The 20,891-nt window shown below is 50.6% G+C and carries 15 protein-coding genes; 8 read left to right on the forward strand and 7 right to left on the reverse strand.

The window, feature by feature from the left end; translation table 11 throughout:
• Positions 1–119 precede the first annotated feature (119 nt).
• The 4 genes from FHS77_RS07190 to FHS77_RS07205 are packed head-to-tail and all read right to left on the reverse strand — an operon-like array spanning position 120 to position 4,542.
• Positions 120–1,598, reverse strand: a complete 1,479-nt coding sequence (locus FHS77_RS07190; RefSeq protein ID WP_184221778.1) for an ABC transporter substrate-binding protein — start codon at positions 1,596–1,598, stop codon at positions 120–122.
• Positions 1,599–1,636: 38 nt separating this feature from the next.
• Positions 1,637–2,383: a glucose 1-dehydrogenase gene (locus tag FHS77_RS07195; protein WP_184221780.1), complete on the reverse strand. Its 747-nt coding sequence runs from the start codon at positions 2,381–2,383 to the stop codon at positions 1,637–1,639.
• 31 nt (positions 2,384–2,414) lie between these two features.
• Positions 2,415–3,872: an aldehyde dehydrogenase family protein gene (locus FHS77_RS07200; protein ID WP_184221783.1), complete on the reverse strand. Its 1,458-nt coding sequence runs from the start codon at positions 3,870–3,872 to the stop codon at positions 2,415–2,417.
• Positions 3,865–4,542 carry a GntR family transcriptional regulator gene (locus FHS77_RS07205; protein ID WP_184221784.1) on the reverse strand — a complete coding sequence of 226 codons (678 nt, stop codon included), beginning with the start codon at positions 4,540–4,542 and terminating at the stop codon, positions 3,865–3,867. The genes FHS77_RS07200 and FHS77_RS07205 overlap by 8 nt, the downstream gene beginning before the upstream one ends.
• A 334-nt stretch (positions 4,543–4,876) precedes the next feature.
• Between FHS77_RS07205 and FHS77_RS07210 the strand changes: the two genes are divergently transcribed.
• Positions 4,877–5,764 carry a DMT family transporter gene (locus FHS77_RS07210; RefSeq protein WP_246431255.1) on the forward strand — a complete coding sequence of 296 codons (888 nt, stop codon included), beginning with the start codon at positions 4,877–4,879 and terminating at the stop codon, positions 5,762–5,764.
• A gap of 13 nt (positions 5,765–5,777) precedes the next feature.
• On the opposite strand, the gene ubiG is transcribed toward FHS77_RS07210, so the two are convergent.
• On the reverse strand, positions 5,778–6,527 hold the full coding sequence (ubiG, locus tag FHS77_RS07215) for a bifunctional 2-polyprenyl-6-hydroxyphenol methylase/3-demethylubiquinol 3-O-methyltransferase UbiG (protein ID WP_184221786.1): 750 nt from the start codon (positions 6,525–6,527) through the stop codon (positions 5,778–5,780).
• A gap of 187 nt (positions 6,528–6,714) precedes the next feature.
• On the opposite strand from ubiG, the gene FHS77_RS07220 reads away from it, so the two are divergent.
• The 7 genes from FHS77_RS07220 to FHS77_RS07250 all read left to right on the forward strand — a co-directional run bounded on the left by FHS77_RS07220 (position 6,715) and on the right by FHS77_RS07250 (position 18,124).
• On the forward strand, positions 6,715–7,965 hold the full coding sequence (locus tag FHS77_RS07220; protein ID WP_184221788.1) for an aspartate kinase: 1,251 nt from the start codon (positions 6,715–6,717) through the stop codon (positions 7,963–7,965).
• Between the two features lie 189 nt (positions 7,966–8,154).
• Positions 8,155–10,425 carry a phosphoenolpyruvate--protein phosphotransferase gene (gene ptsP / locus FHS77_RS07225; RefSeq protein WP_184221790.1) on the forward strand — a complete coding sequence of 757 codons (2,271 nt, stop codon included), beginning with the start codon at positions 8,155–8,157 and terminating at the stop codon, positions 10,423–10,425.
• A gap of 107 nt (positions 10,426–10,532) precedes the next feature.
• Entirely contained in the window at positions 10,533–11,606 is a 1,074-nt protein-coding gene (prfA, locus tag FHS77_RS07230) for a peptide chain release factor 1 (protein ID WP_184221792.1), read from the forward strand.
• Positions 11,603–12,475, forward strand: coding sequence for a peptide chain release factor N(5)-glutamine methyltransferase (prmC, locus tag FHS77_RS07235; protein ID WP_246431256.1), 873 nt, complete (start codon positions 11,603–11,605; stop codon positions 12,473–12,475). The genes prfA and prmC overlap by 4 nt, the downstream gene beginning before the upstream one ends.
• A gap of 316 nt (positions 12,476–12,791) precedes the next feature.
• Entirely contained in the window at positions 12,792–13,751 is a 960-nt protein-coding gene (locus FHS77_RS07240; protein ID WP_184221794.1) for a DUF4167 domain-containing protein, read from the forward strand.
• Positions 13,752–13,947: 196 nt separating this feature from the next.
• On the forward strand, positions 13,948–16,548 hold the full coding sequence (clpB, locus tag FHS77_RS07245) for an ATP-dependent chaperone ClpB (RefSeq protein WP_184221796.1): 2,601 nt from the start codon (positions 13,948–13,950) through the stop codon (positions 16,546–16,548).
• 256 nt (positions 16,549–16,804) lie between these two features.
• A complete protein-coding gene (locus FHS77_RS07250) occupies positions 16,805–18,124 on the forward strand; it encodes a L,D-transpeptidase (RefSeq protein ID WP_425498147.1) in 1,320 nt (439 codons plus the stop codon).
• A 65-nt stretch (positions 18,125–18,189) separates the two neighbouring features.
• Here FHS77_RS07250 and FHS77_RS07255 read toward each other — a convergent pair whose 3' ends face one another.
• Together FHS77_RS07255 and FHS77_RS16105 are read right to left on the reverse strand one after the other, a co-directional pair.
• The gene (locus FHS77_RS07255) at positions 18,190–20,145 is read right to left on the reverse strand and encodes a M23 family metallopeptidase (RefSeq protein WP_184221800.1); all 1,956 of its coding nucleotides are present in this window, start codon (positions 20,143–20,145) and stop codon (positions 18,190–18,192) included.
• Between the two features lie 416 nt (positions 20,146–20,561).
• Positions 20,562–20,891: hypothetical protein (locus FHS77_RS16105; protein WP_210307053.1), on the reverse strand; the 330-nt coding region annotated here is incomplete at its 5' end.

Genomic DNA, 20,891 nt, shown 5'->3' on the forward strand with positions numbered 1-20,891 from the left:
TAACCCCTCCCGCCTTTGTATTTTAAAAGGCGGGAGGGATAATTTTTACTATGCTCTAAGTTTTTGTTTTATCGCATTATCCGACGCAAAACCGTTTTACACTTTTGCTGGAAATGCTTTTAATCAGCCCAGTAAGCGGCAGTCAGGTCATTTGCCGGCAATGGCAGATTTTTCCAGACGCCTTGTACTTTCTTGTTCCAGACACCGATTTTCGGCAGTGCATAGAGGAACACATTTGGCTCGTCTTCCGCGAGTTTACGCTGCAACTGGCCTAACAACTCCAGCTGTTTGGCTTCGTCTGTTGTTTCCGTATAGGTCTTGTAGAGAGCGCTATATTCCGGATTTTTATAGTTGAAGTAGTATTTATCGCGGGCGTAAATATCGAGGTCGCGTGCTTCTGTGTGGCCGATAATGGTCGCTTCATAATCCGCACGTTTGAAAACCTGATCGAGCCACTGGGCAAATTCCATCGGAACCAGATTAACCTGCAAGCCGATTTCGGCGAGCATGGCTGCAATGATTTCACCACCGCGGCGCGAATAAGCCGGAGGCGGCAAGGTGATGGTAAAGCTTGTGCCTTCCGCAACACCTGCTTCTTTAAGCAGCTCTTTTGCCTTGGCAATATCATATGGATAGACATCGGTCAGGTCGATGTAACCTGGCTCTGCCGGTGTGGAATGGGAACCAATGGCGGTGCCATAACCCGATGATACAGCATCGATAAATGCATCGCGATCAATTGCATGAGCCAATGCCTGACGGAATTTGACATTGTCAAATGGTGCGCGCTCATTGTTGAGTGACATCACAACTTTACCAGCGGTGCTGCCCACTTCTACATGCAGGTTTTCGTCGCTCTTGAAGCGGTTAAGCAGTTCCGGTGCCTGAAACTCTGCAAAGAGATCAATGTCACCAGCCATTACGGCAGCAGCTGCCGCAGACGGATCACTGACAAAACGGAAGGTGACGCCTTCAAGCTTTGCAGGAGTGCCCCAGTAATCAGCGTTCTTTTCAATTTCAACGCGGTCACCTTGTACCCAGCGTTTGAATTTGAAAGGACCTGTACCAACCGGATTGGTCTTGTTGTTTTCAGCCGATTGCTTGCCGATCATCACCGCGTCGCCCCAGCCCATACCAAACAGGAAGTTCGAGGCCGGACGTTTAAGTGTAACCACTGCGGTGGCAGGATCAGGGCATTCGGTTGATGCGATTGGTTCAAACAAGCCTTTTTGGGCATTGGTTGAATCTTCGGCCACCGCACGTTCATAGGAGAACTTGACGATAGAGCAATCAAAAGCTTCGCCGTCATGGAACTTCACGCCTTCACGCAGCTTGAACGTGTAGGTTAGATTGTCCGGTGAAATGGTCCAGCTTTCAGCCAAGGCTGGCTGCACAGAGCCATCTTCTGCAATGCGTACCAGACCTTCATAAAGGTTGGCATAAGTCACGCGGCGGATGGCGGATGCAGCATTGGCTGTCGGATCGAGACCCGGAGGCTCAAGCACCTCGCCCACCACCAGATGATCTTTGGCGAAAGCGCCGTTGATGGATGCCAGCATGGCCGCGGAGACCAAACCGGCAAATAGTTTCTTGTTCATTATACCCTCCCTTATAATCGTTGTTTTAGGCAGCAGAATTAAATCGAACGTCCGCCGTCAACATCTAAAGCAACACCGGTGATCATGCTAGCCTGTGGTGAGCACAGATATGCCGCAGCCTCGGCCAGATCTTCCGGCTTGAGCAGACGGCCAAGCGGAATGGATGCGCGGAATTTAGCACGAATTTCTTCTGTGTCTTCACCCATAAAGGTGGTTAGAAGCGGTGTTTCACCGGCAACAGGATTGAGTGCATTAACGCGGATGTTAAAGGCCGCCAGTTCAATCGCCAGTGCTTTAGTGGCGCTGACAACCCAGCCCTTGGTGGCATTATACCATGCAAGATTTGGACGCGGACGGTTGGCGCCAGTCGAAGCGATATTGAGAATGACACCTTCGCCATTTTCCTTGAAGTGAGGCGTAATGGCACGCACGGCCAGATAGATGCCGCGGATATTCACACCGATGATACGGTCAAACTCGTCTGGTTCTACCAATTCGGCATTTTGCGGCTTATGGCCAATACCGGCATTGTTGATGAGAATATCGATACGGCCGAATTTTTCGATTGTCGCAGCAATGGCCGCGTTAACATCGGCTTCTTTGGCAATATCAGCGGCAATAGCAATGGCATTGGCACCGATTTCTGCGGCAACACGTTTCGCACCTGCTTCGTCACGGTCAACAACAGCAACCTTAGCGCCGCCTTCAGCAAAGCGCTTGGCCATGCCTTCACCAAAACCAGAACCCGCACCAGTGATCAGGGCGATTTTATTTTCAAGAGACATAATCTCTTCTCCTCGAATTCTATATAAATAATTAGCCGTGATAGAGCGAAATGGTTTTCAGGCTGGCGAAACCATAAAGGGCTTCGAAACCTTTTTCGCGGCCATGACCGGAACGCTTTACGCCACCGAAAGGCAGTTCCACACCGCCACCGGCACCATAATTATTGATGAAAACCTGACCGGACTGCACAGCATGTGCCATGCGCAGCTGACGGGCACCGTCATTAGTCCAGATACCGCAAACGAGGCCAAAGTCGGTGCCATTGGCGAGGGCAATTGCTTCTTCTTCGGTGTCAAACGGCATGATGACCTGTACGGGCCCGAAGATTTCCTGCTGTGCCAATGGATGATCGGCCGGTACATCACGCACCAGTGTTGGCAGCACATAGGCACCGTTTTCAGGAGTGCCGTCGGCCATCTGACCTTGAGCCGCAATGGTGAGGCCGTCTTTTTGTGCAAGTTCAATAAAACCGTCGACGATTGCTTTCTGGCGATCGGAAACGACAGGGCCGACAGACGGATCGCTGAGAGCTGAGCCGACTTTAAGCGCACGGTAGCGTTCAGCCATTTGCGCGACAACAGTTTCGTAAACTGCGCGCTGCACCAAAATACGTGAAGAAGCCGAGCAGGTCTGTCCGGCGTTTTGAATACCGGCATTGACGAGAAACGGTAATGCGCGTTCCAGATCGGCGTCGGCAAAGACGATTTGCGGGGATTTTCCGCCCAGTTCCAGCGTAACAGGTACGGCATGTTTGGCTGCTGCTGCCTGCACAGCTTCACCTGTGCGAAGCGAGCCGGTGAAGGAAATATGATTGATGCCAGCATGGCCGGAAAGGGCAGCACCTGCTTCCAGACCAAGGCCGGTCACGATATTGAGTGCACCTGCCGGAAGACCTGCTTCCTGAGCAATACGGCCAAATTCTAAAATGGTGAGGCATGCTTCTTCAGCAGGCTTAACCACGGCAGCATTACCCATGGCCAAAGCTGCACCCAGTGAACGACCGATGATCTGCATCGGATAGTTCCACGGAATAATATGACCGGTAACGCCAAGCGGTTCGTAAACGGAAAGCACGGTGAAACCATTTTGATATGGCAGTGTGTCGCCATGAACTTTATCGGCAGATGCGCCGTAAAATTCCAGATAACGCGCCAGAGCCACCACATCGGCACGAGCCTGTGTGATTGGTTTGCCGACATCTTTGGCTTCGAGTTCTGCCAAAAGATCAATCTTTTTCAACACAGCTTCCGACATGCGATGCAGAACGCGACCGCGTTCGGTTGCTGTCATCTTGCCCCATTCGCCGCTGAGCGCTTTGCGCGCACTTGCAACGGCCAGATCAATATCGGACTGAGTGCCACGGGCAATCAATGCCAGATCACTGCCGTCTGACGGGTTTTTAAGTGTCAGAACTTCACCGGAAACGGCATCCTGCCAGTTATTGTTAATGAAGTTGCCGTAACGGGGAAGACTGTTGTTATTAGACATTCTTAAACTCCAGATCAGGCCGTTCGGCCCGTAGTCTTGCAGATGTGGCACGGATATGTGAGCGGGCGAGATTTTCAGCGGCATCACCATCGCGGGCGGCAATGGCATCAAGAATCAGCCTGTGCTCGGAAACCGCATGCGGCGCGCGATCAGTTGATAAGGAAAATGCAGGTGCGAAAACCTGCGAGGTCATGCGCAAAAGCGGAATGAATGCATGAAGCGAAGAATTGCCGCTCGCATCCATGATCACCATGTGAAAATCGACATTGGATTGGGTATAGGCTTTAGGATCCCATGGAGCGACCGTCGCAGCCTGTTCTTCAATCAGTCTTTGTAAGGTGTCGATCGTCTCAGAGGTGGCGCGTTCTGCGGCAAAGCGGGCAGCAACACCGTCAATCACTTCACGCAATGCGTAAGCATCAAGCAGACGGGGAAGGTCAGCACTGGCAACGCGCGCGCCTTTGCCTGCCTGATGCACGACAAGACCGTCCCGCTCAAGCACGCGTAAAGCTTCACGCAGAGGCGTGCGGCTGATGCCGAATTCTGTTGCGATATGCTCTTGGCGTAAAATGGTGCCGGGTGCGTAGTCGCCCGCATAAATACGCTCTCGCAGTGTTTCTGCAACTTCATCGAGCAAGCGGGTTTGGCCACGCCATTCAAAAGCTGACAATAGCTCTCCCCCTCCTGAGATTAGTGTCATATCCTTGGTTTTTGGATACTACATCCTGGATACAAAATGCGTCAATCGGAAATATTCGTATTCTTGAAGGTTTTTTTAAGCTCAAAAAACGCCTGAGAAATGGCTTAAACGTAATTTTATTTCAAAATATAGATTTTGAGCTGTGTGGCTGGCCGGTGGTTTTGTAAGAAAATTATCTTGTGCGCTGTTTTATCAAATTAAAGTGACCAACAGGCTTTTCAGAAGATTTAAGTGCTGTAATGATTTCAGTTAAAAGGCGCAGTCAAAATACATAAGCGATCAGGTAAATATAAGGTTGACCTCAATGAATCAGTTAATGCAGTCAGCCTTATTTTTATTGGTTGCAACCGGTGCCATGCTGGGGCTGACTTTGCCTTTTGGTAAAATCGCTGCTTCGTTGCATATTTCACCTTTCATGTGGGCCTTTGTTATTTCGGCAGGGGCAGGGCTGATCTTGCTGGGATTTTTGCTGGCAAAAGCGCGCTTTTTAAACTTTACCGCGCATCATCTGCGCTATTATTTTATTGCTGCCGCCGTTTCTTATGCTTTGCCGAATGTGATGGTCTTAACGGTTATTCCGCATTTGGGCGCTGGCTTTACCGGTATTATGTACACACTATCGCCGGTCACCACATTATTGCTCTCGGTTGTATGCGGCTTAAAACGCCCGAATTATTTAGGCATTACCGGCATTGCGGTTGGTTTCTTAGGTGCGCTTCTGGTGGCAATCACCCGTGGTGAGACCGGCTCTGTTGCCGAGCCTTTATGGCTCATTGTGGCACTGCTTATTCCGGTGGTTCTGGCTGTTGGCAATGTGTACCGCACCATTGACTGGCCGCAAAATGCCGATCCGGTCGAGCTTGCCTGTGGCTCACATCTGGCCGCAGCACTTTTACTGATTGTCAGCATGCTGTTTGTGGAAGGCAGCTTCCCAATCGGCCAGTTGATGGCCGCACCTTGGATGGTGATTATTCAGGCAGCCGTATCGGCTTTGATGTTTACGCTCTATTTCCAGCTGCAAATCGTTGGCGGGCCGGTTTATTTGAGCCAGATGGGCTATGTCGCGGCTGCCATCGGGCTGATTTCAGGCACGCTCTTTATGGGGGAGCATTATCAGATGCTGACATGGTTCGGAGCGCTGGTCATAGCCTTGGGGGTTTTCTTTACCACCAAGGCACAACGTGCAAAATAAGCCTCATGCTTCGTTATGCATCAGGGCGTTTGGCCAGCAACATATAATTGACATCCAGATCGCGGGAGCGGCTCCAGCTGTCAGTCAGCGGGTTGTAAGTAACACCGAGTTTGTCAGTCACTTGCAAACCGGCTTTGCTGAGCGCTGTTTCAAGTTCACCCGGGCGCACCAGCTTTTCATATTGGTGTGTGCCGCGAGGCAACCAGCGCAGGATATATTCCGCACCCCAAATCGCGAGACCAAGCGCTTTTAAGGTACGATTGATGGTGGCGACAAACATGATGCCGCCAGGTTTTACCATTTCGCTGGTGGCAGACATGAAGAGATCGACATCGGAAACATGTTCAACCACTTCCATATTAAGCACGATATCAAATTTTTCGCCGGCCTCGGCCAGCGCTTCGGCAGTTGTGGCGCGGTAGTCAACATCCACACCGCTTTGTTGCGCGTGAATTTTGGCTACTTCAATATTGGTTTCTGAAGCATCGGCACCAATAACGGTTGCGCCCAGTTTTGCCATTGGCTCGCAAAGCAAGCCGCCGCCGCAGCCAATATCAAGAATGCGCAAACCCTCCAACGGGCGTGCCAGCATCGGATCACGGTTAAAATGGGCGCAGGCCATTTCTTTAATATAGGCAAGCCGTGTCGGATTGAACTTATGCAGCGGGCGGAATTTGCCCTGCGGGTCCCACCATTGGGCTGCGATTCGCGAGAAGTGCTCAATTTCAGCAGCGTCAATTGTGGTGCGTGATGTTTCGCTCATAATCGTCTCCATGGCTTTCCATCATGGACTTGAACGGCAGAAAAAGAAAGTCAAGCAAGAAATCACTTGAGAACCTTGCGGATTGCTCACAATTTAGGTATGTCACCCGCGGATTGTCTGCTGAGCAACAAAATAATGTTTCAGCAGGCTCAGGTGAAATTTTCAGAATTCGGGACGTATCCATACCATGGCGCGCATCGTGATGAAATTCGGCGGCACTTCAGTAGCCGACATCGACCGCATCCGTAATGTGGCACGACATGTTAAACGTGAAGTAGACGCAGGCAATGAAGTGGCTGTTGTTGTTTCGGCGATGGCCGGAAAAACCAATGAGCTGGTTTCATGGACGCGTGAAGCTTCCGCAATGCATGATGCCCGTGAATATGATGCAGTGGTTGCCTCCGGTGAGCAGGTTACCGCAGGCTTACTGGCTATTTGCTTGCAGGGTATGGGCGTACACGCCCGCTCGTGGCAGGGCTGGCAGATCCCGATCCGTACCGATAATTCCCATGGTGCGGCCCGTATCGTTGATATTGACGGTTCATTCCTGATCGAACGTTTCGGCGAAGGACAGGTTGCAGTGATTGCAGGCTTTCAGGGGATTGGCCCTGATAACCGCATTGCAACACTTGGCCGCGGTGGTTCGGATACATCGGCGGTGGCGATTGCGGCCGCTGTGAAGGCAGACCGCTGCGATATTTATACCGATGTGGATGGCGTTTACACGACCGATCCGCGCGTGGAACCAAAAGCGAAGCGTCTTTCAAAGATTTCTTTTGAAGAAATGCTGGAAATGGCTTCTCTTGGTGCCAAGGTTTTGCAGGTTCGCTCGGTCGAACTGGCTATGGTACATAAGGTTCGTACCTTTGTACGTTCAAGTTTTACGGATCCTAATGCGCCGGGCATGGATGATCCTATCAACCCTCCCGGAACACTTATTTGCGACGAGGAAGAAATCGTGGAACAGCAGGTTGTGACCGGTATCGCTTTTGCCAAGGATGAAGCTCAGATTTCATTGCGCCGTGTTGCTGACCGGCCAGGTGTGTCGGCAGCTATTTTCGGCCCTCTGGCGGAAGAGCGTATCAATGTCGATATGATCGTTCAGAACGTATCTGAAGATGGTACCAAAACAGATATGACATTCACCGTTCCGTCCGGTGATCTGGAAAAAGCGGTTAAAGCGCTTGAAAAGGTCAAGGGTGAAGTGGGCTGTGATGCTGTTCAGTCAGAATCAGGTCTGGCGAAAATTTCGGTCATCGGTATCGGTATGCGCTCTCACGCTGGTGTTGCAGCGACAGCTTTCCGTGCTTTGGCTGAAAAAGGCATCAATATCCGTGCAATCACCACCTCTGAAATCAAAATTTCTATTTTGATTGATGGCCCTTATGCAGAACTGGCAGTTCGCACTCTGCATGGTGTTTATGGTCTGGATAAATAAGAAAAAACACTTTTGTTCCTCTAAGCCGCGTTTTAGACTCTAGACGCGCGGCTTAAAAAATGCCCAAAAGGATTGTCGACGTGTTACTTGCATAGTAAGACGTCGACATTATCTTGTCTGGTTCGTGATTTGGCCGCCTTGCAAAAGGCTAATGCCGCCATGAACCATTAAAGGAGCATTCGATCGCCTATGCGTGAGCTGACGACCGGTCCCCGTGTATTGCTCAAGCGACTTCGCGAATTAATGGCGGAGGCGTTGGAGCCACAGGTGCGTCTTGATCGCATTGTGAACGAAATCGCGAAAAATATGGTCGCGGAAGTTTGCTCCTTCTATGTTCTGCGCACGGATGGTGTGCTGGAGCTTTACGCAACAGTTGGTCTTAATCCGCAGGCTGTGCATCTGGCGCAGTTGCGTCTGGGGCAAGGTCTGGTTGGCACGATTGCCGCCACAGCGCGCGCACTTAATCTGACCGACGCTCAAAGCCATCCGGCGTTTGCTTATCTGCCGGAAACCGGCGAAGAAGCTTATAATTCATTCCTTGGTGTGCCTGTTTTGCGGGCTGGTCGCACACTTGGCGTTCTTGTTGTGCAAAATCGTACCAAGCGCGCTTATCGTGAAGACGAAGTGGAAGCGCTTGAAACCACGGCAATGGTGCTGGCGGAAATCATCGCCACCGGTGATGGCACCCGTTTGGCGCGTGCCGGCATCGAGCTTGATCTCGGCCGCTCCATGAGTTTTACCGCCGGCGGCTATAATGATGGTGTCGGGCTTGGCCATGTGGTGCTGCATGAGCCGCGCATTGTCGTCAATAATCTTTTCAACGAAGACAGCGAAGCAGAAATCAAGCGTCTGGAAGACGCGATAGGTTCGTTGCGTCTTTCCATTGATGATATGTTATCACGTCGTGAAGTGGCAACCGAAGGTGAGCACCGTGAGGTGCTGGAAGCTTACCGGATGTTTGCGCATGATCGCGGCTGGGAGCGCCGTCTGGAAGAGGCGATCCATAATGGCCTGACCGCAGAAGCAGCCGTTGAAAAAGTGCAGAGCGACACGCGCGCCCGCATGATGCATCTGACCGATCCGTATATTCGGGAGCGCCTGTCGGATTTTGATGATCTGGCTAATCGTTTGCTGCGCCAGCTGATGGGACATGATGCCAAGACCATAGCTGAAAGCATGGTCAAGGATGCCATTATTGTGGCGCGCTCAATGGGTGCTGCTGAACTTCTTGATTATCCGCGTGAGCGTTTGCGCGGGGTGGTGCTGGAAGATGGTGCGGCTACCAGCCATGTGGTTATTGTGGCGCGCGCCATGGGTATTCCGGTTGTCGGGCAAGCCAAAGGCGTTGTCTCGATGGCTGAAAATAATGATGCGATCATTGTTGATGGCGATTCCGGTATTGTTCATTTGCGCCCGCAATCGGATGTGGAAGCAGCCTATGCTGAAAAAGTGCGCTTTCGTGCGCGCCGTCAAAAGCTTTATCAGGAATTGCGCGACAAACCTGCCATCACTTTGGACGGCGAAAATATATCGCTTTACATGAACGGTGGTTTGCTCGTTGATCTGCCGCAATTGGAAGCATCCGGCGCTGTCGGTATCGGGCTTTTCCGCACTGAATTGCAATTCATGATCGCCTCGACTTTCCCGCGTGCTGAACAGCAGGAGCGGCTTTATCGCTCGGTGCTGGAAGCCGCAGGTGACAAGCCGGTAACCTTTCGTACGCTTGATATTGGCGGCGATAAAGTATTGCCATATTTCCGTTCGACCGGTCAGGAAGAAAATCCGGCAATGGGTTGGCGAGCCATCCGTTTGACGCTTGATCGTCCGGGGCTTTTCCGCACCCAGTTGCGCGCACTTTTAAAAGCTTCCGGCGGGCGCGAGTTGCGCATGATGCTGCCAATGGTGACGGAAGTGGCGGAAGTGAAAGCGGCACGCGAAATTATCGAGCGTGAAATACGGCATCTGTCACGCTTTGATCATCTGCTGCCAAAAGTTGTCAAGCTTGGGGCGATGATTGAAGTGCCCTCACTGCTCTGGCAGATAGACGAACTGATGGAATCCGTTGATTTTGTCTCGGTTGGTTCCAATGATTTGTTCCAATTTTTAATGGCGGTAGATCGCGGTAATTCGCTGATTGCCGATCGTTTCGACCAGTTGTCACCAGCATTTTTGCGTGTATTGCGCCATATTGTGGAATCAAGCCTGCGCCATGATACGCCGGTCACTTTGTGTGGTGAAATGGCTGGGCGTCCATTGATGGCGATGACATTGATCGGACTTGGTTTCCGCTCGATTTCGATGTCGGCCGCAACCATCGGGCCGGTGAAAGCCATGCTTGGTGCATTGGATGCCAGCAAGCTCAACACGCTTTTGCAAGGCGAGCTGGATAAGCATAATGTTGCGCATTCTTTGCGTGAATTGTTACTGAACTTTGCGCACGATAACGATATTCCGTTGTAGCCAGGCTGTAAGCTTTCCCACGCGTTTTCGTTTATTTTTGCCATTTGGCTCAAAAAAAGGCGGGTTTTGACCGCCAATTTTCAATATTTTTGTATCGGACTTAACTTATGATCGCATTGCCGCAGGACCGTATGGACCAGCTTCTGAAACGTTTTTCGTTGATTGAAAGCCAGATGGCTTCCAATCCGGATTCGGAAACCTATGTGAAGCTGGCATCCGAATATTCGGAACTGGAAGAAGTGGTAGGCAAAATTCGTGAACTGGCCTCAGCGCGTGAAGAAGTGCAGGAGCTGAGCCTGATGAAGGAAGATGCCGGCACGGATGCGGATATGCGTGCGCTGGCGGCAGAAGAATTACCAGCCCTTCAGGAGCGCGTAGGTGTTTTGGAGCAGGAAGTGCAAATCCTGCTATTGCCAAAAGATGCAGCCGACGAGAAAAACGCGATTTTGGAAATCCGTGCCGGAACCGGCGGTTTGGAAGCGGCACTTTTTGCCGGTGATTTGTTCCGTATGTATGAGCGTTACGCATCGGAAAAAGGCTGGCGTGTGGAGCTGGTGAGTTCCAGCGAAGGCGATGCCGGTGGCTATAAAGAAATTATCGCGACTGTTTCGGGCAAGGGCGTGTTTTCGAAACTGAAATTTGAATCCGGTGCGCATCGCGTGCAGCGTGTGCCGGAAACTGAAGCGGGCGGGCGTATTCACACCTCTGCTGCAACGGTTGCAGTGCTGCCGGAAGCGGCAGATATTGATATTGAAATCCGCAATGAAGACATCCGCATTGATACAATGCGTGCGTCGGGTGCTGGTGGACAGCACGTCAATACTACCGACTCTGCAGTGCGTATCACCCATATTCCAACCGGCTTGATGGTGGTGCAGGCGGAAAAATCGCAGCACCAGAACCGTGCCCGTGCGATGCAGATTTTGCGTGCCCGTCTTTATGATATGGAACGGCAAAAGGCGGAGAGCGAACGTTCCGAAGCGCGCCGCAGTCAGGTGGGTTCAGGGGACCGATCTGAACGTATCCGCACCTACAACTTTCCGCAGGGACGCGTTACCGATCACCGCATCAACCTGACGCTTTATAAGCTTGATCGGGTGATGGAGGGCGAGTTGGACGAATTGGTGGATGCGCTGATTTCTGATCATCAGGCCGCGCTCCTGACTGAGCTTGGTGAATGAAGAACGTCCATCAAATGCAGCTGGGACAGATGTTTGCGCAGATGCGCGATGCTTTTATGGCAGCCGGAATTGAAAATCCGGCCATTGATGCGCGGTTTTTAACCGAATGGGCAAGTGCCACGTCGCGCATGGATATGATCAGCCGGCCAGATCAAATCGTTGATGCGGATAAAGTGGCGCTTTGGCAAGCTGCTTTGGAGCGTCGTTTGAGCGGTGAGCCGGTGCATCGCATCATAGGCGCGCGTGCTTTCTGGGGGCTGGAGTTCCAGCTTTCGAAGGATACGCTGGAGCCGCGCCCTGATACCGAAGCTTTGATCGAATTGGTGCTGCCGGTTGTGGAGCAGAAAGCGCATGCAAGCCAAGTGGTGGACGTGCTGGACTTGGGCACCGGCACGGGGATCATTGCTATCACATTGCTGCATCAATGTGCGAAGGCGCGTTGCGTGGCAGTGGATATAGCGCAAGATGCTTTGAGCACCGCGCGTATTAATGCTGAAAATGCCGGCGTGTCTTCACGCCTTGCCGCACTACACAGTGATTGGTTTGCTAATGTGAGCGGGCGCTATGATGTGATTACATCAAACCCGCCTTATATACCGCATCATGAAATTGCCGCACTTTCACGCGAAGTTCGCGAACATGATCCTATGGCCGCGTTGGATGGCGGCGAAGACGGACTGGATTTTTATCGCTCTCTTGCGAAGCACGCTGCAAATCACTTATATGATGAGGGTGTGATCGCCATTGAAATCGGTGCAGGTCAGTTGCCTGACGTGGAAAAGATTTTTAATCAATATGATTTCAAGCTTACGCAAATCAGTAAAGATCTCGGCGGACATGAACGGGCGCTGCTTTTTGAAAAAGCTTAAAAAAAGCGAAATGATGCAGATAATTGACAGGCAATCAATAAAAACGCTTGGAATTTCCGCAAAATCTGTTTAGGTTCCGGTCACCGTCCGAAATTTTGGTTTTTGACTGCACCGCAAAGTGCAAGACCGCTAGAGGTCTGGAAAACGGGGTCTGAAAACAGGCCGGTTAAGTTTTAAACGGTACGTACCACATTCAGAGCATTACACAGACTGGGATATTAGGGTGCACTCCCTTCTGTAGCTCAAACTGCGAGACCCGTTGATCTTTTTGATCGCGCAGGTCTTAAGCGCCCTTAATCTGAAAAGAGATATGAGTATGAGGCCAGCACAGCAGAACAGGCGCATGCGTGGACGGGGGAACAACAATAACCGTAAGGGTCCCAATCCTCTGACGCGTAATTATGAAAGCAACGGTCCGGACGTGAAAATCCGGGGCAATGCACAGCATATCGCAGAGAAATATGCAACTCTGGCAAGAGATGCTCAGGTTTCCGGTGATCGCGTGATGGCTGAAAACTACCTGCAGCATGCGGAACATTATACCCGCATTATTTTGCAGGCGCAGGCACAAAATCCGCAGCATTTCCAGCGGGATGAAAATTTTGATGACGAAGCCAGCGATGATGAAGAGCAGAGCTTTGCCGCCACATCATCGAATAACGGCCATAATGGTTCCTCGTCGCAGGAAGTAAATGGTAGCGGTCCGCAGCCTTTCATTGAAGGCACTCCGGCTGAAGTCGTTTATGATGAAGATAATGGCGGCAATGCACGTTCTCATGAACAGCGGGCTAACGAACAACGCAGCCAGAACCGCGATTATAACCGTGACAACCAGAACCGCGACAATCAAGGCCGTGATAATAATGGCAGAGATCGTGATCAGCGCCGCATTCAGCGTCCGCGCCGTCCGTCGCGCTTCGAACAGCACAGCAATCCTGTTGCCCCGGATGCACCACAGCCTGTCACGCATTTTGCTGAAGGCGCCGAGCAGCCGGAAGTAAAAGAACAGACGGTTGTCAAAGCTGTTGAAGTTGCTCAGGAACAACCGGTTGCTGTAAAAGCAGAACCAGTTGTTGAGCCGGTTGCAGTTGCTGTGGAAGCGGAAGAAAAGCCGGTTAAAAAGGCTGCGCCTGCTAAGCCGCGCACACCACGCGCCAAGCCTGTTGAAGCTGTCGCGGAAAGTGATGGTGAGGAACCGGTCCGTCGCCGTCCGGGTCGTCCGCGCCGCGTCAAAGCAGAGGATGCGGATCCGGTCAAAGAAACTTCAGAAGCTTAAATTTTAGCTTTATAATCAATCAAAGGCGCGAGAGTTTAACTTTCGCGCCTTTTTTATTACAGAATATTTGCAGCCTTCTTGCCGAACGCATAAACTCATCCCATATCATAACCAGATGGAGCCCGCCTCATCTGGGGGCTCGTCACCAAAGACCGTACGGCGCTGTTACAGGCCGAAGCGGATGAAGGAGACATTTATGAATATTGAAAAATATACCGAACGTGTTCGCGGTTTTATTCAGTCTGCACAAACCTATGCATTAAATGCCAATAATCAGCAATTTATGCCGGAGCATATGCTGAAAGTATTGGTCGATGATAATGAAGGTTTGGCTGCAACGCTGATTGAACGTGCGGGCGGTAATCTTGCGCAATTGCGCTCCGGTCTGGATGCAGCTTTAAATGCTGTGCCGAAAGTGACCGGCGGCAATGATCAGCTTTATCTGTCACAACCTCTCGCAAAAGTGTTTTCCACTGCCGAAGAACTGGCCACCAAGGCTGGTGATAGTTTCGTGACGGTTGAACGTCTTCTGACGGCACTTGCGATTGAAAAATCTGCCAAAAGTTCTGAAATTTTAAGCAAAGCCGGTGTGACGGCCACAGCTCTGAATAAGGTGATCAACGATATGCGTAAGGGTCGCACAGCTGATTCTGCATCCGCAGAAGGCAATTATGATGCTTTGAAAAAATATGCGCGTGATCTGACGGAAGATGCACGTGACGGCAAGCTTGATCCGGTGATCGGTCGTGATGAAGAAATCCGCCGTGCTATTCAGGTTTTGTCGCGCCGTACCAAAAACAATCCGGTGCTGATTGGTGAGCCGGGCGTGGGTAAAACCGCGATAGCCGAAGGCCTGGCTCTGCGTATCGTTAATGGTGACGTGCCGGAATCCCTTAAAGATAAGCAATTGATGGCGCTTGATATGGGCGCGTTGATTGCGGGTGCAAAATATCGCGGTGAATTTGAAGAGCGTCTGAAAGCGGTTTTGTCGGAAGTGCAGAGCGCAGATGGCCAGATCATCTTGTTCATTGATGAAATGCACACCCTTGTTGGCGCCGGTAAAAGCGATGGTGCGATGGATGCATCAAACCTGCTTAAACCTGCTCTTGCCCGTGGTGAATTGCGTTGCGTTGGTGCAACGACTCTCGATGAATACCGCAAATATGTGGAAAAGGACGCAGCGCTTGCCCGTCGTTTCCAGCCGGTTTTCATCAATGAACCAACAGTTGAAGATACGATTTCGATCCTGCGCGGTTTGAAGGAAAAATATGAGCAGCATCATAAAGTGCGGGTTTCTGACTCAGCACTGGTGGCCGCTGCCACATTGTCTAACCGTTATATCACTGACCGCTTTCTGCCGGATAAAGCGATCGACCTTGTGGATGAGGCAGCATCGCGTCTCAGAATGCAGGTCGATTCGAAACCGGAAGAGCTTGATGAGATTGACCGCCGCGCCATGCAGCTGAAAATCGAACGCGAAGCTTTAAAGATGGAAACCGATACTGCTTCCAAAGACCGTCTTGTGCGGTTGGAAAAAGAGCTGAGTGATCTGGAAGAAGAATCAGCCGAACTGACTGCTAAATGGCAGGCGGAAAAGCAAAAGCTCGGCCATGCGGCAGACCTGAAAAAGAAACTGGAAGATGCGCGTAATGCTTTGGCAATTGCCCAGCGTAATGGCGAATTCCAGAAGGCCGGTGAATTGGCTTATGGCGCAATCCCGCAGCTTGAAAAAGAGTTGTCGGATGCTGAAAGCAATGAAAACCGTGGTTCCCTGGTTGAAGAAACCGTGACGCCTGACCATGTGGCACAGATCATTTCCCGCTGGACGGGTATTCCTGTTGACCGCATGCTGGAAGGTGAGCGCGAAAAACTTCTGCGTATGGAAGACGAGATCGGAAAACGGGTGGTTGGTCAGGCGGAAGCCGTGCAGGCGGTTTCCAAAGCGGTTCGTCGTGCGCGTGCCGGATTGCAGGATCCTAACCGTCCGATTGGTTCTTTCATATTCTTAGGACCCACCGGTGTTGGTAAAACCGAGCTGACCAAGGCATTGGCATCATTCCTCTTTTCTGATGATACCGCGATGGTGCGGATTGATATGTCGGAATTTATGGAGAAACATTCCGTTGCCCGTCTGATCGGCGCACCTCCGGGCTATGTCGGTTATGAAGAAGGTGGTGTTTTGACGGAAACTGTCCGTCGCCGTCCTTATCAGGTCATTCTGTTTGACGAGATCGAAAAGGCGCATCCGGATGTCTTCAACGTACTGTTACAGGTGCTTGATGATGGCCGCCTGACTGATGGTCAGGGACGCACTGTCGATTTCAGAAATACGCTGATCATCATGACGTCTAACCTTGGTGCGGAATATCTGGTGAATTTGGGCGAAAATGATTCTGTCGACAGCGCCCGCGAGGATGTCATGTCGGTGGTGCGTGCTTCGTTCCGTCCGGAATTCCTCAACCGTGTGGATGAGATCATACTGTTCCATCGTCTGCGTCGGGCTGATATGGGTGCGATTGTCGATATTCAGTTTGAACGTCTGCAGAAATTGCTGGCTGACCGGAAGGTTCATCTTGAACTGGATGATGATGCCCGTGATTGGTTGTCCAACAAGGGCTATGATCCTGCCTATGGTGCACGTCCGTTGAAGCGGGTTATCCAGAAGGAAGTTCAGGATCCGCTGGCAGAGAAAATTCTGCTTGGTGATGTTCTTGATGGTTCGGTTGTTGAAATTTCAGCCGGTTCTGACCGGTTGAATTTCAAGGCGAAGGCCGGAATGGTAACTGAAGATAAGTAATCACTTAGGTTGACGTCAATCGATGGTGAAAACTTTAAAAGCCGGTCAGGTTTTGACCGGCTTTTTTATTGTCACCATGTTTGATTTGGCCATTTTGAGGTCACCTTCATGACTTAAGAAATTGAAAATTAGATGTTTGTTAACCGTAAATACTTCATCTGATGTGAAGGCTTTTTCTCTGCAAGGTTGTTTCATGGCGCATTTCCGTTCACTGTCTTATTTGGCACTTCTGGCATCTTTTACATCTTCTTTTTGGATGAGTGCGCCAGCTTCGGCACAGCTCTATGATCCGGGAGAGCAGGTTTTCAGTGATGGCCAGATCAGGGTTTATATTGATCCGAAAGGCCAGCGCGTGACCATGGACAGGCGCGGTCGTATTATTTCGGTTGAGCCTGTTTATGAGCAAGAGCAAACCAGAGGGCGACGTGGGATTCGCGGTGGCGGCAACTGGACATTGAATGGTCCGGTTGATGGCGGTGCGCCTTATGATGGTTTTGGCAATGTGCCCGAAGACCCGAATTATTATCCGGCGGCACCTTCAGCGCCAGAATATACTTATAATCGTGACGGACAGATTGAGCGCAACGAATTACCGCCTGTTGGCAGTGATCCATATGATCAGGCGAGCATTCCTGATTATGAGCAACAAAATCGTCAGATGCAGCAACAGCAGCGCAGTTATCCTGACATTAATGATTCGACACCAGCCGTTGAAATGCCAAAAGGGCAGGGTGCGAAAGCAAAAATTGCAGCCTATCAAATTTTGCTGGATCGTGCTGGCGCATCACCGGGGGTCATTGATGGTCGTGCTGGCAGCAATGTCGATAAGGCGGCGGCTGCTTATGGCGAATTAACAGGCCGTTTTATTAATCCGCAGGACGAGGCTGCGATCAATGCCGAATTGGAAGCCACCGGTGGTGCGGCATTTACCGAATATATGATTACCGAAAAAGATGCAGCGCAAAATCTGGTCGCGTCGATTCCATCGGATTATGCAGAAAAAGCCAGGCTTTCCAGCATGGCCTATACATCCCACGCTGAAATGCTGAGCGAACGCTTTCATATTGATGAAGCTTATTTGAAGGAAATTAATCCGGGTGTAAACTTTGGACAACCGGGCACAATAATTAAAGTGCCGAATATCAAGCGGGTGAAAAAGCCTAAAGTTGCCCGTATCATTGCCGATAAAGCGCGCAAACAAGTGCGCGGCTATGATGAAAACGGTAAACTGGTGGTGGCTTATCCATCAACCATTGGCTCTTCCGATAATCCATCTCCTTCGGGCATTGTGAAGGTAGAGCGGATCGCCATTAATCCGAACTATACTTATAATCCGAAAATCAATTTTAAACAGGGCAACAATAACAAGGTACTGACTATTCCACCGGGGCCAAACGGGCCGGTGGGCACTGTTTGGATTGCTTTGTCAAAACCGACCTATGGTATTCACGGCACACCGGAACCATCTAAAATCGGTAAAACCTCCAGCCATGGCTGTGTGCGCTTAACCAATTGGGATGCGCAGGAGCTGGCCAAACTGGTGGGGGCAGGGGTAACTGTCGAATTTACCGAATAAAAAGAAAAACCGCAGAAATGATTATCTGCGGTTTTTTATCTTTGGTGGTTCGGCTTTGCAGGCTTTTAACCGCGAGCCGAATTATTGGCGGCCAGTTTGGTGCCATCGCTAGGATCATTGAGCAATTTATCAATGCGCTCGCGCTCACGTACAAAAGCTTCCAGCTCTTTGCCGCTCAAGGCTTTATTATCCGGCAGACGGATGCGCAGCGGATCAACTTTCGTACCATTGACGATCAGCTCATAATGCAGATGAGGGCCGGTCGACAGGCCGGTCGAACCGACATAACCAATCACTTGCCCCTGACGGACTTTTGCGCCTGGTGTTACACCATTGGCAATCGCATTTTGGTGCGAATAGCTACTGACATAGCCATTGGCATGGCGAATGAGCGTCTGATTTCCATAACCATTGGACCAGCCGGCCTTTTCAACAACACCATTACCGGATGCAATGATAGGTGTGCCACGCGGTGCCGCCCAATCAACGCCCGTATGCATTCGGCTATAGCCGAGAATTGGATGACGGCGCATACCAAATGGTGAGCGGAAGACACCGTTTGGCACCGGATTACGCAATAAAAACTGTTTGGCGCTTTTGCCGTTTTCATTGAAATAATCAACAGTGCCGTTTGGAGCCTGATATCGGTAGAATTTACGGGTGGTTCCACCAAAATTTGCTGACACATAAAGAAGCTGCGAATCGTCATCCGCGCTATCAGAATCATCCGGCAATGAGAAAAATGCTTCCAACTGATCAGATGCGCTTAGCTTGCCCTGTAAATCCACATCGGATGCGAGCATTTTAATCAGCTGCGCGCGCATTGTATCAGTCATTCCATAGGCAAGCGCAGCGCGGCTGATTCCGTCATAAACACTTGGCATAGCCCCACGTAAACGCGGCGCAATCACTTCCCCATCAAAAGCGCTGGCCAGTAATGGCGTTGTTTCCGGTTCATCGGAAGGCACATATTGTGCTTTATCATTAAGGGTTACGGTCACCAGATGGGTGGTGTTACTATAAATGCTGGCGCGAACAATTCTGTCTTCGCCATTGCGGCTTTCAACACCGACACGCAAAACGCTGCCTTCTTTCAGGCGCGGCGAATTCATCAATTTGGACAGGGCTTCCGCCATTTGCGGTGCACTGTCATCGGTATAGCCGGCACTGTTCAGTGCATCACTGATATTGGCAGCGGTTCTGAATGGTATCAGTTCTTCAGAAAAGCCATCACCTGCAAGTTCAGCCCCTTCATTGCGCGCTGCGACACTGACATTTTCTTGCGTGATACGCACACCAAGTGCCGGGCTTAAAGAAAAGAGCGAATCATTAGCACCAAAGCGCAATGGATCAACATAATGAAGAGAAGCTACTTGTACGTCGCCATCAGTGAGCAAAATGCCGGTGTCACGTACAATATCTTCTACATCATCGACGGACAGATCTGCTGTGGTGTCAAAATTATTGACGTCCATTGGAAAATCAACCACCCGCAGGCTGATTTCACTTTCCACTTTAGCGCCGTAGATCTGGCCGGTATTTGAAGGCTGAGGAGCAGACGGCCCTTCAGAAAAGACTTCCAGCGCATTAAATGCCGGATATTTACGATTTGTCGGATGATCCACCGCCAGTGCCATTTTAACATATTCAAAGGGGCGGGTTCTGATCACTTCACGCTCGCCTACCTTCAGCATGGTGGAGATTTCCATACGGCGGCGGTCTTGCGGTTTTTGTTTGGCAATCGCGCTGGCGATGCGATTACCTTTACTTACATCTTGTTGGACGGCCGGCTGGATATCTTCGAGCGCCAGCAATTCAGCGGGCGTTGCCAATTGTTCGCGACCATCAAGAGCAGCAAAAAGTGCAACGCCGATGAGTGTGCAGGAGGTAACGCCAGTTAAAAAGGTGCCGACAAGCCAACGTGCAGAGACATCGCGGCGATCAGGCGGGCGCCGTTTACCACCCACTGTAAGCGGGGGCTCGTCGCCGGTAAATTTTTGATCGCGTTGATACGACGTCATATTAATACAGGGTATCCCATAGTTGGCTATATGATACACGAGTTCATAGTATCAAAACCGCTCACGATAGAATCGCAATACGGTCCACATTCACAACATTTTTCAGGTAGTGCTGAAGAGAAATAAGCAAAGCCTAACATTGTCGTCATTTGAGTTTTGCCTATCCCTGTGTGTGAAGTCAATAATAAGTGGTTGCGTACAACCATATAAATGACGGCTCGTTGTCTAATAATGCAATGAGGCTGCTTTATGGCCTTATATGTATAAGAAGTGTGCTGTTGAGGCATGGTTTCACATTATCTGCGACTAGGCCTATTCTTTAAGGCGACATTCAGGGCTTATGCACAGGCTAGAATGAAGAAAATGATCAATCTTCAAAAAACATTCAAGAAAACTAAAAAACACCGTTGACAGTTTTAGTTTGGTTGCCCTATAAGGCGAACAACGAGGGCGGCGGCGCTGCTAGCGGCAGACAGCTTCGTCCTTGAGAGTGATTGACCGGTTGTAAGATTGGTTGATTGTTCGGCGGTAAATCTGAAGAGATTTGGTTTTACAGCACTGAGAAAATTATTTGCTAAGTAAATGATTTTCTTGCAAGTTTTCACTTGACAGTGATTGCTTGAGGGGTTAGAAGCCCCGAACCACTTCGGAGCCTCCGGGCTTGAGGGTGGTGAGATTGCCGGATGGTCGGGCGGATTGCCTGATAGTTTGGTGGTTTTAAAATTTGAGTTTTCGACGAAGGTGAC

Origin of the sequence: Paenochrobactrum gallinarii (genome assembly GCF_014205685.1) — a bacterium.
GTDB classification, from domain to species: domain Bacteria; phylum Pseudomonadota; class Alphaproteobacteria; order Rhizobiales; family Rhizobiaceae; genus Paenochrobactrum; species Paenochrobactrum gallinarii.

Bases quoted from the DNA above. Each gene is read 5' to 3' on its own strand.
- prfA (WP_184221792.1), top strand. From the start codon at position 10,533: ATGATCGCATTGCCGCAGGACCGTATGGACCAGCTTCTGAAACGTTTT.
- FHS77_RS07255 (WP_184221800.1), bottom strand. From the start codon at position 20,145: ATGACGTCGTATCAACGCGATCAAAAATTTACCGGCGACGAGCCCCCG.
- FHS77_RS07190 (WP_184221778.1), bottom strand. From the start codon at position 1,598: ATGAACAAGAAACTATTTGCCGGTTTGGTCTCCGCGGCCATGCTGGCA.
- clpB (WP_184221796.1), top strand. From the start codon at position 13,948: ATGAATATTGAAAAATATACCGAACGTGTTCGCGGTTTTATTCAGTCT.
- ubiG (WP_184221786.1), bottom strand. From the start codon at position 6,527: ATGAGCGAAACATCACGCACCACAATTGACGCTGCTGAAATTGAGCAC.
- FHS77_RS07200 (WP_184221783.1), bottom strand. From the start codon at position 3,872: ATGTCTAATAACAACAGTCTTCCCCGTTACGGCAACTTCATTAACAAT.
- FHS77_RS07250 (WP_425498147.1), top strand. From the start codon at position 16,805: ATGAGTGCGCCAGCTTCGGCACAGCTCTATGATCCGGGAGAGCAGGTT.
- FHS77_RS07220 (WP_184221788.1), top strand. From the start codon at position 6,715: ATGGCGCGCATCGTGATGAAATTCGGCGGCACTTCAGTAGCCGACATC.
- FHS77_RS07240 (WP_184221794.1), top strand. From the start codon at position 12,792: ATGAGGCCAGCACAGCAGAACAGGCGCATGCGTGGACGGGGGAACAAC.
- ptsP (WP_184221790.1), top strand. From the start codon at position 8,155: ATGCGTGAGCTGACGACCGGTCCCCGTGTATTGCTCAAGCGACTTCGC.
- prmC (WP_246431256.1), top strand. From the start codon at position 11,603: ATGAAGAACGTCCATCAAATGCAGCTGGGACAGATGTTTGCGCAGATG.
- FHS77_RS07195 (WP_184221780.1), bottom strand. From the start codon at position 2,383: ATGTCTCTTGAAAATAAAATCGCCCTGATCACTGGTGCGGGTTCTGGT.
- FHS77_RS07210 (WP_246431255.1), top strand. From the start codon at position 4,877: ATGAATCAGTTAATGCAGTCAGCCTTATTTTTATTGGTTGCAACCGGT.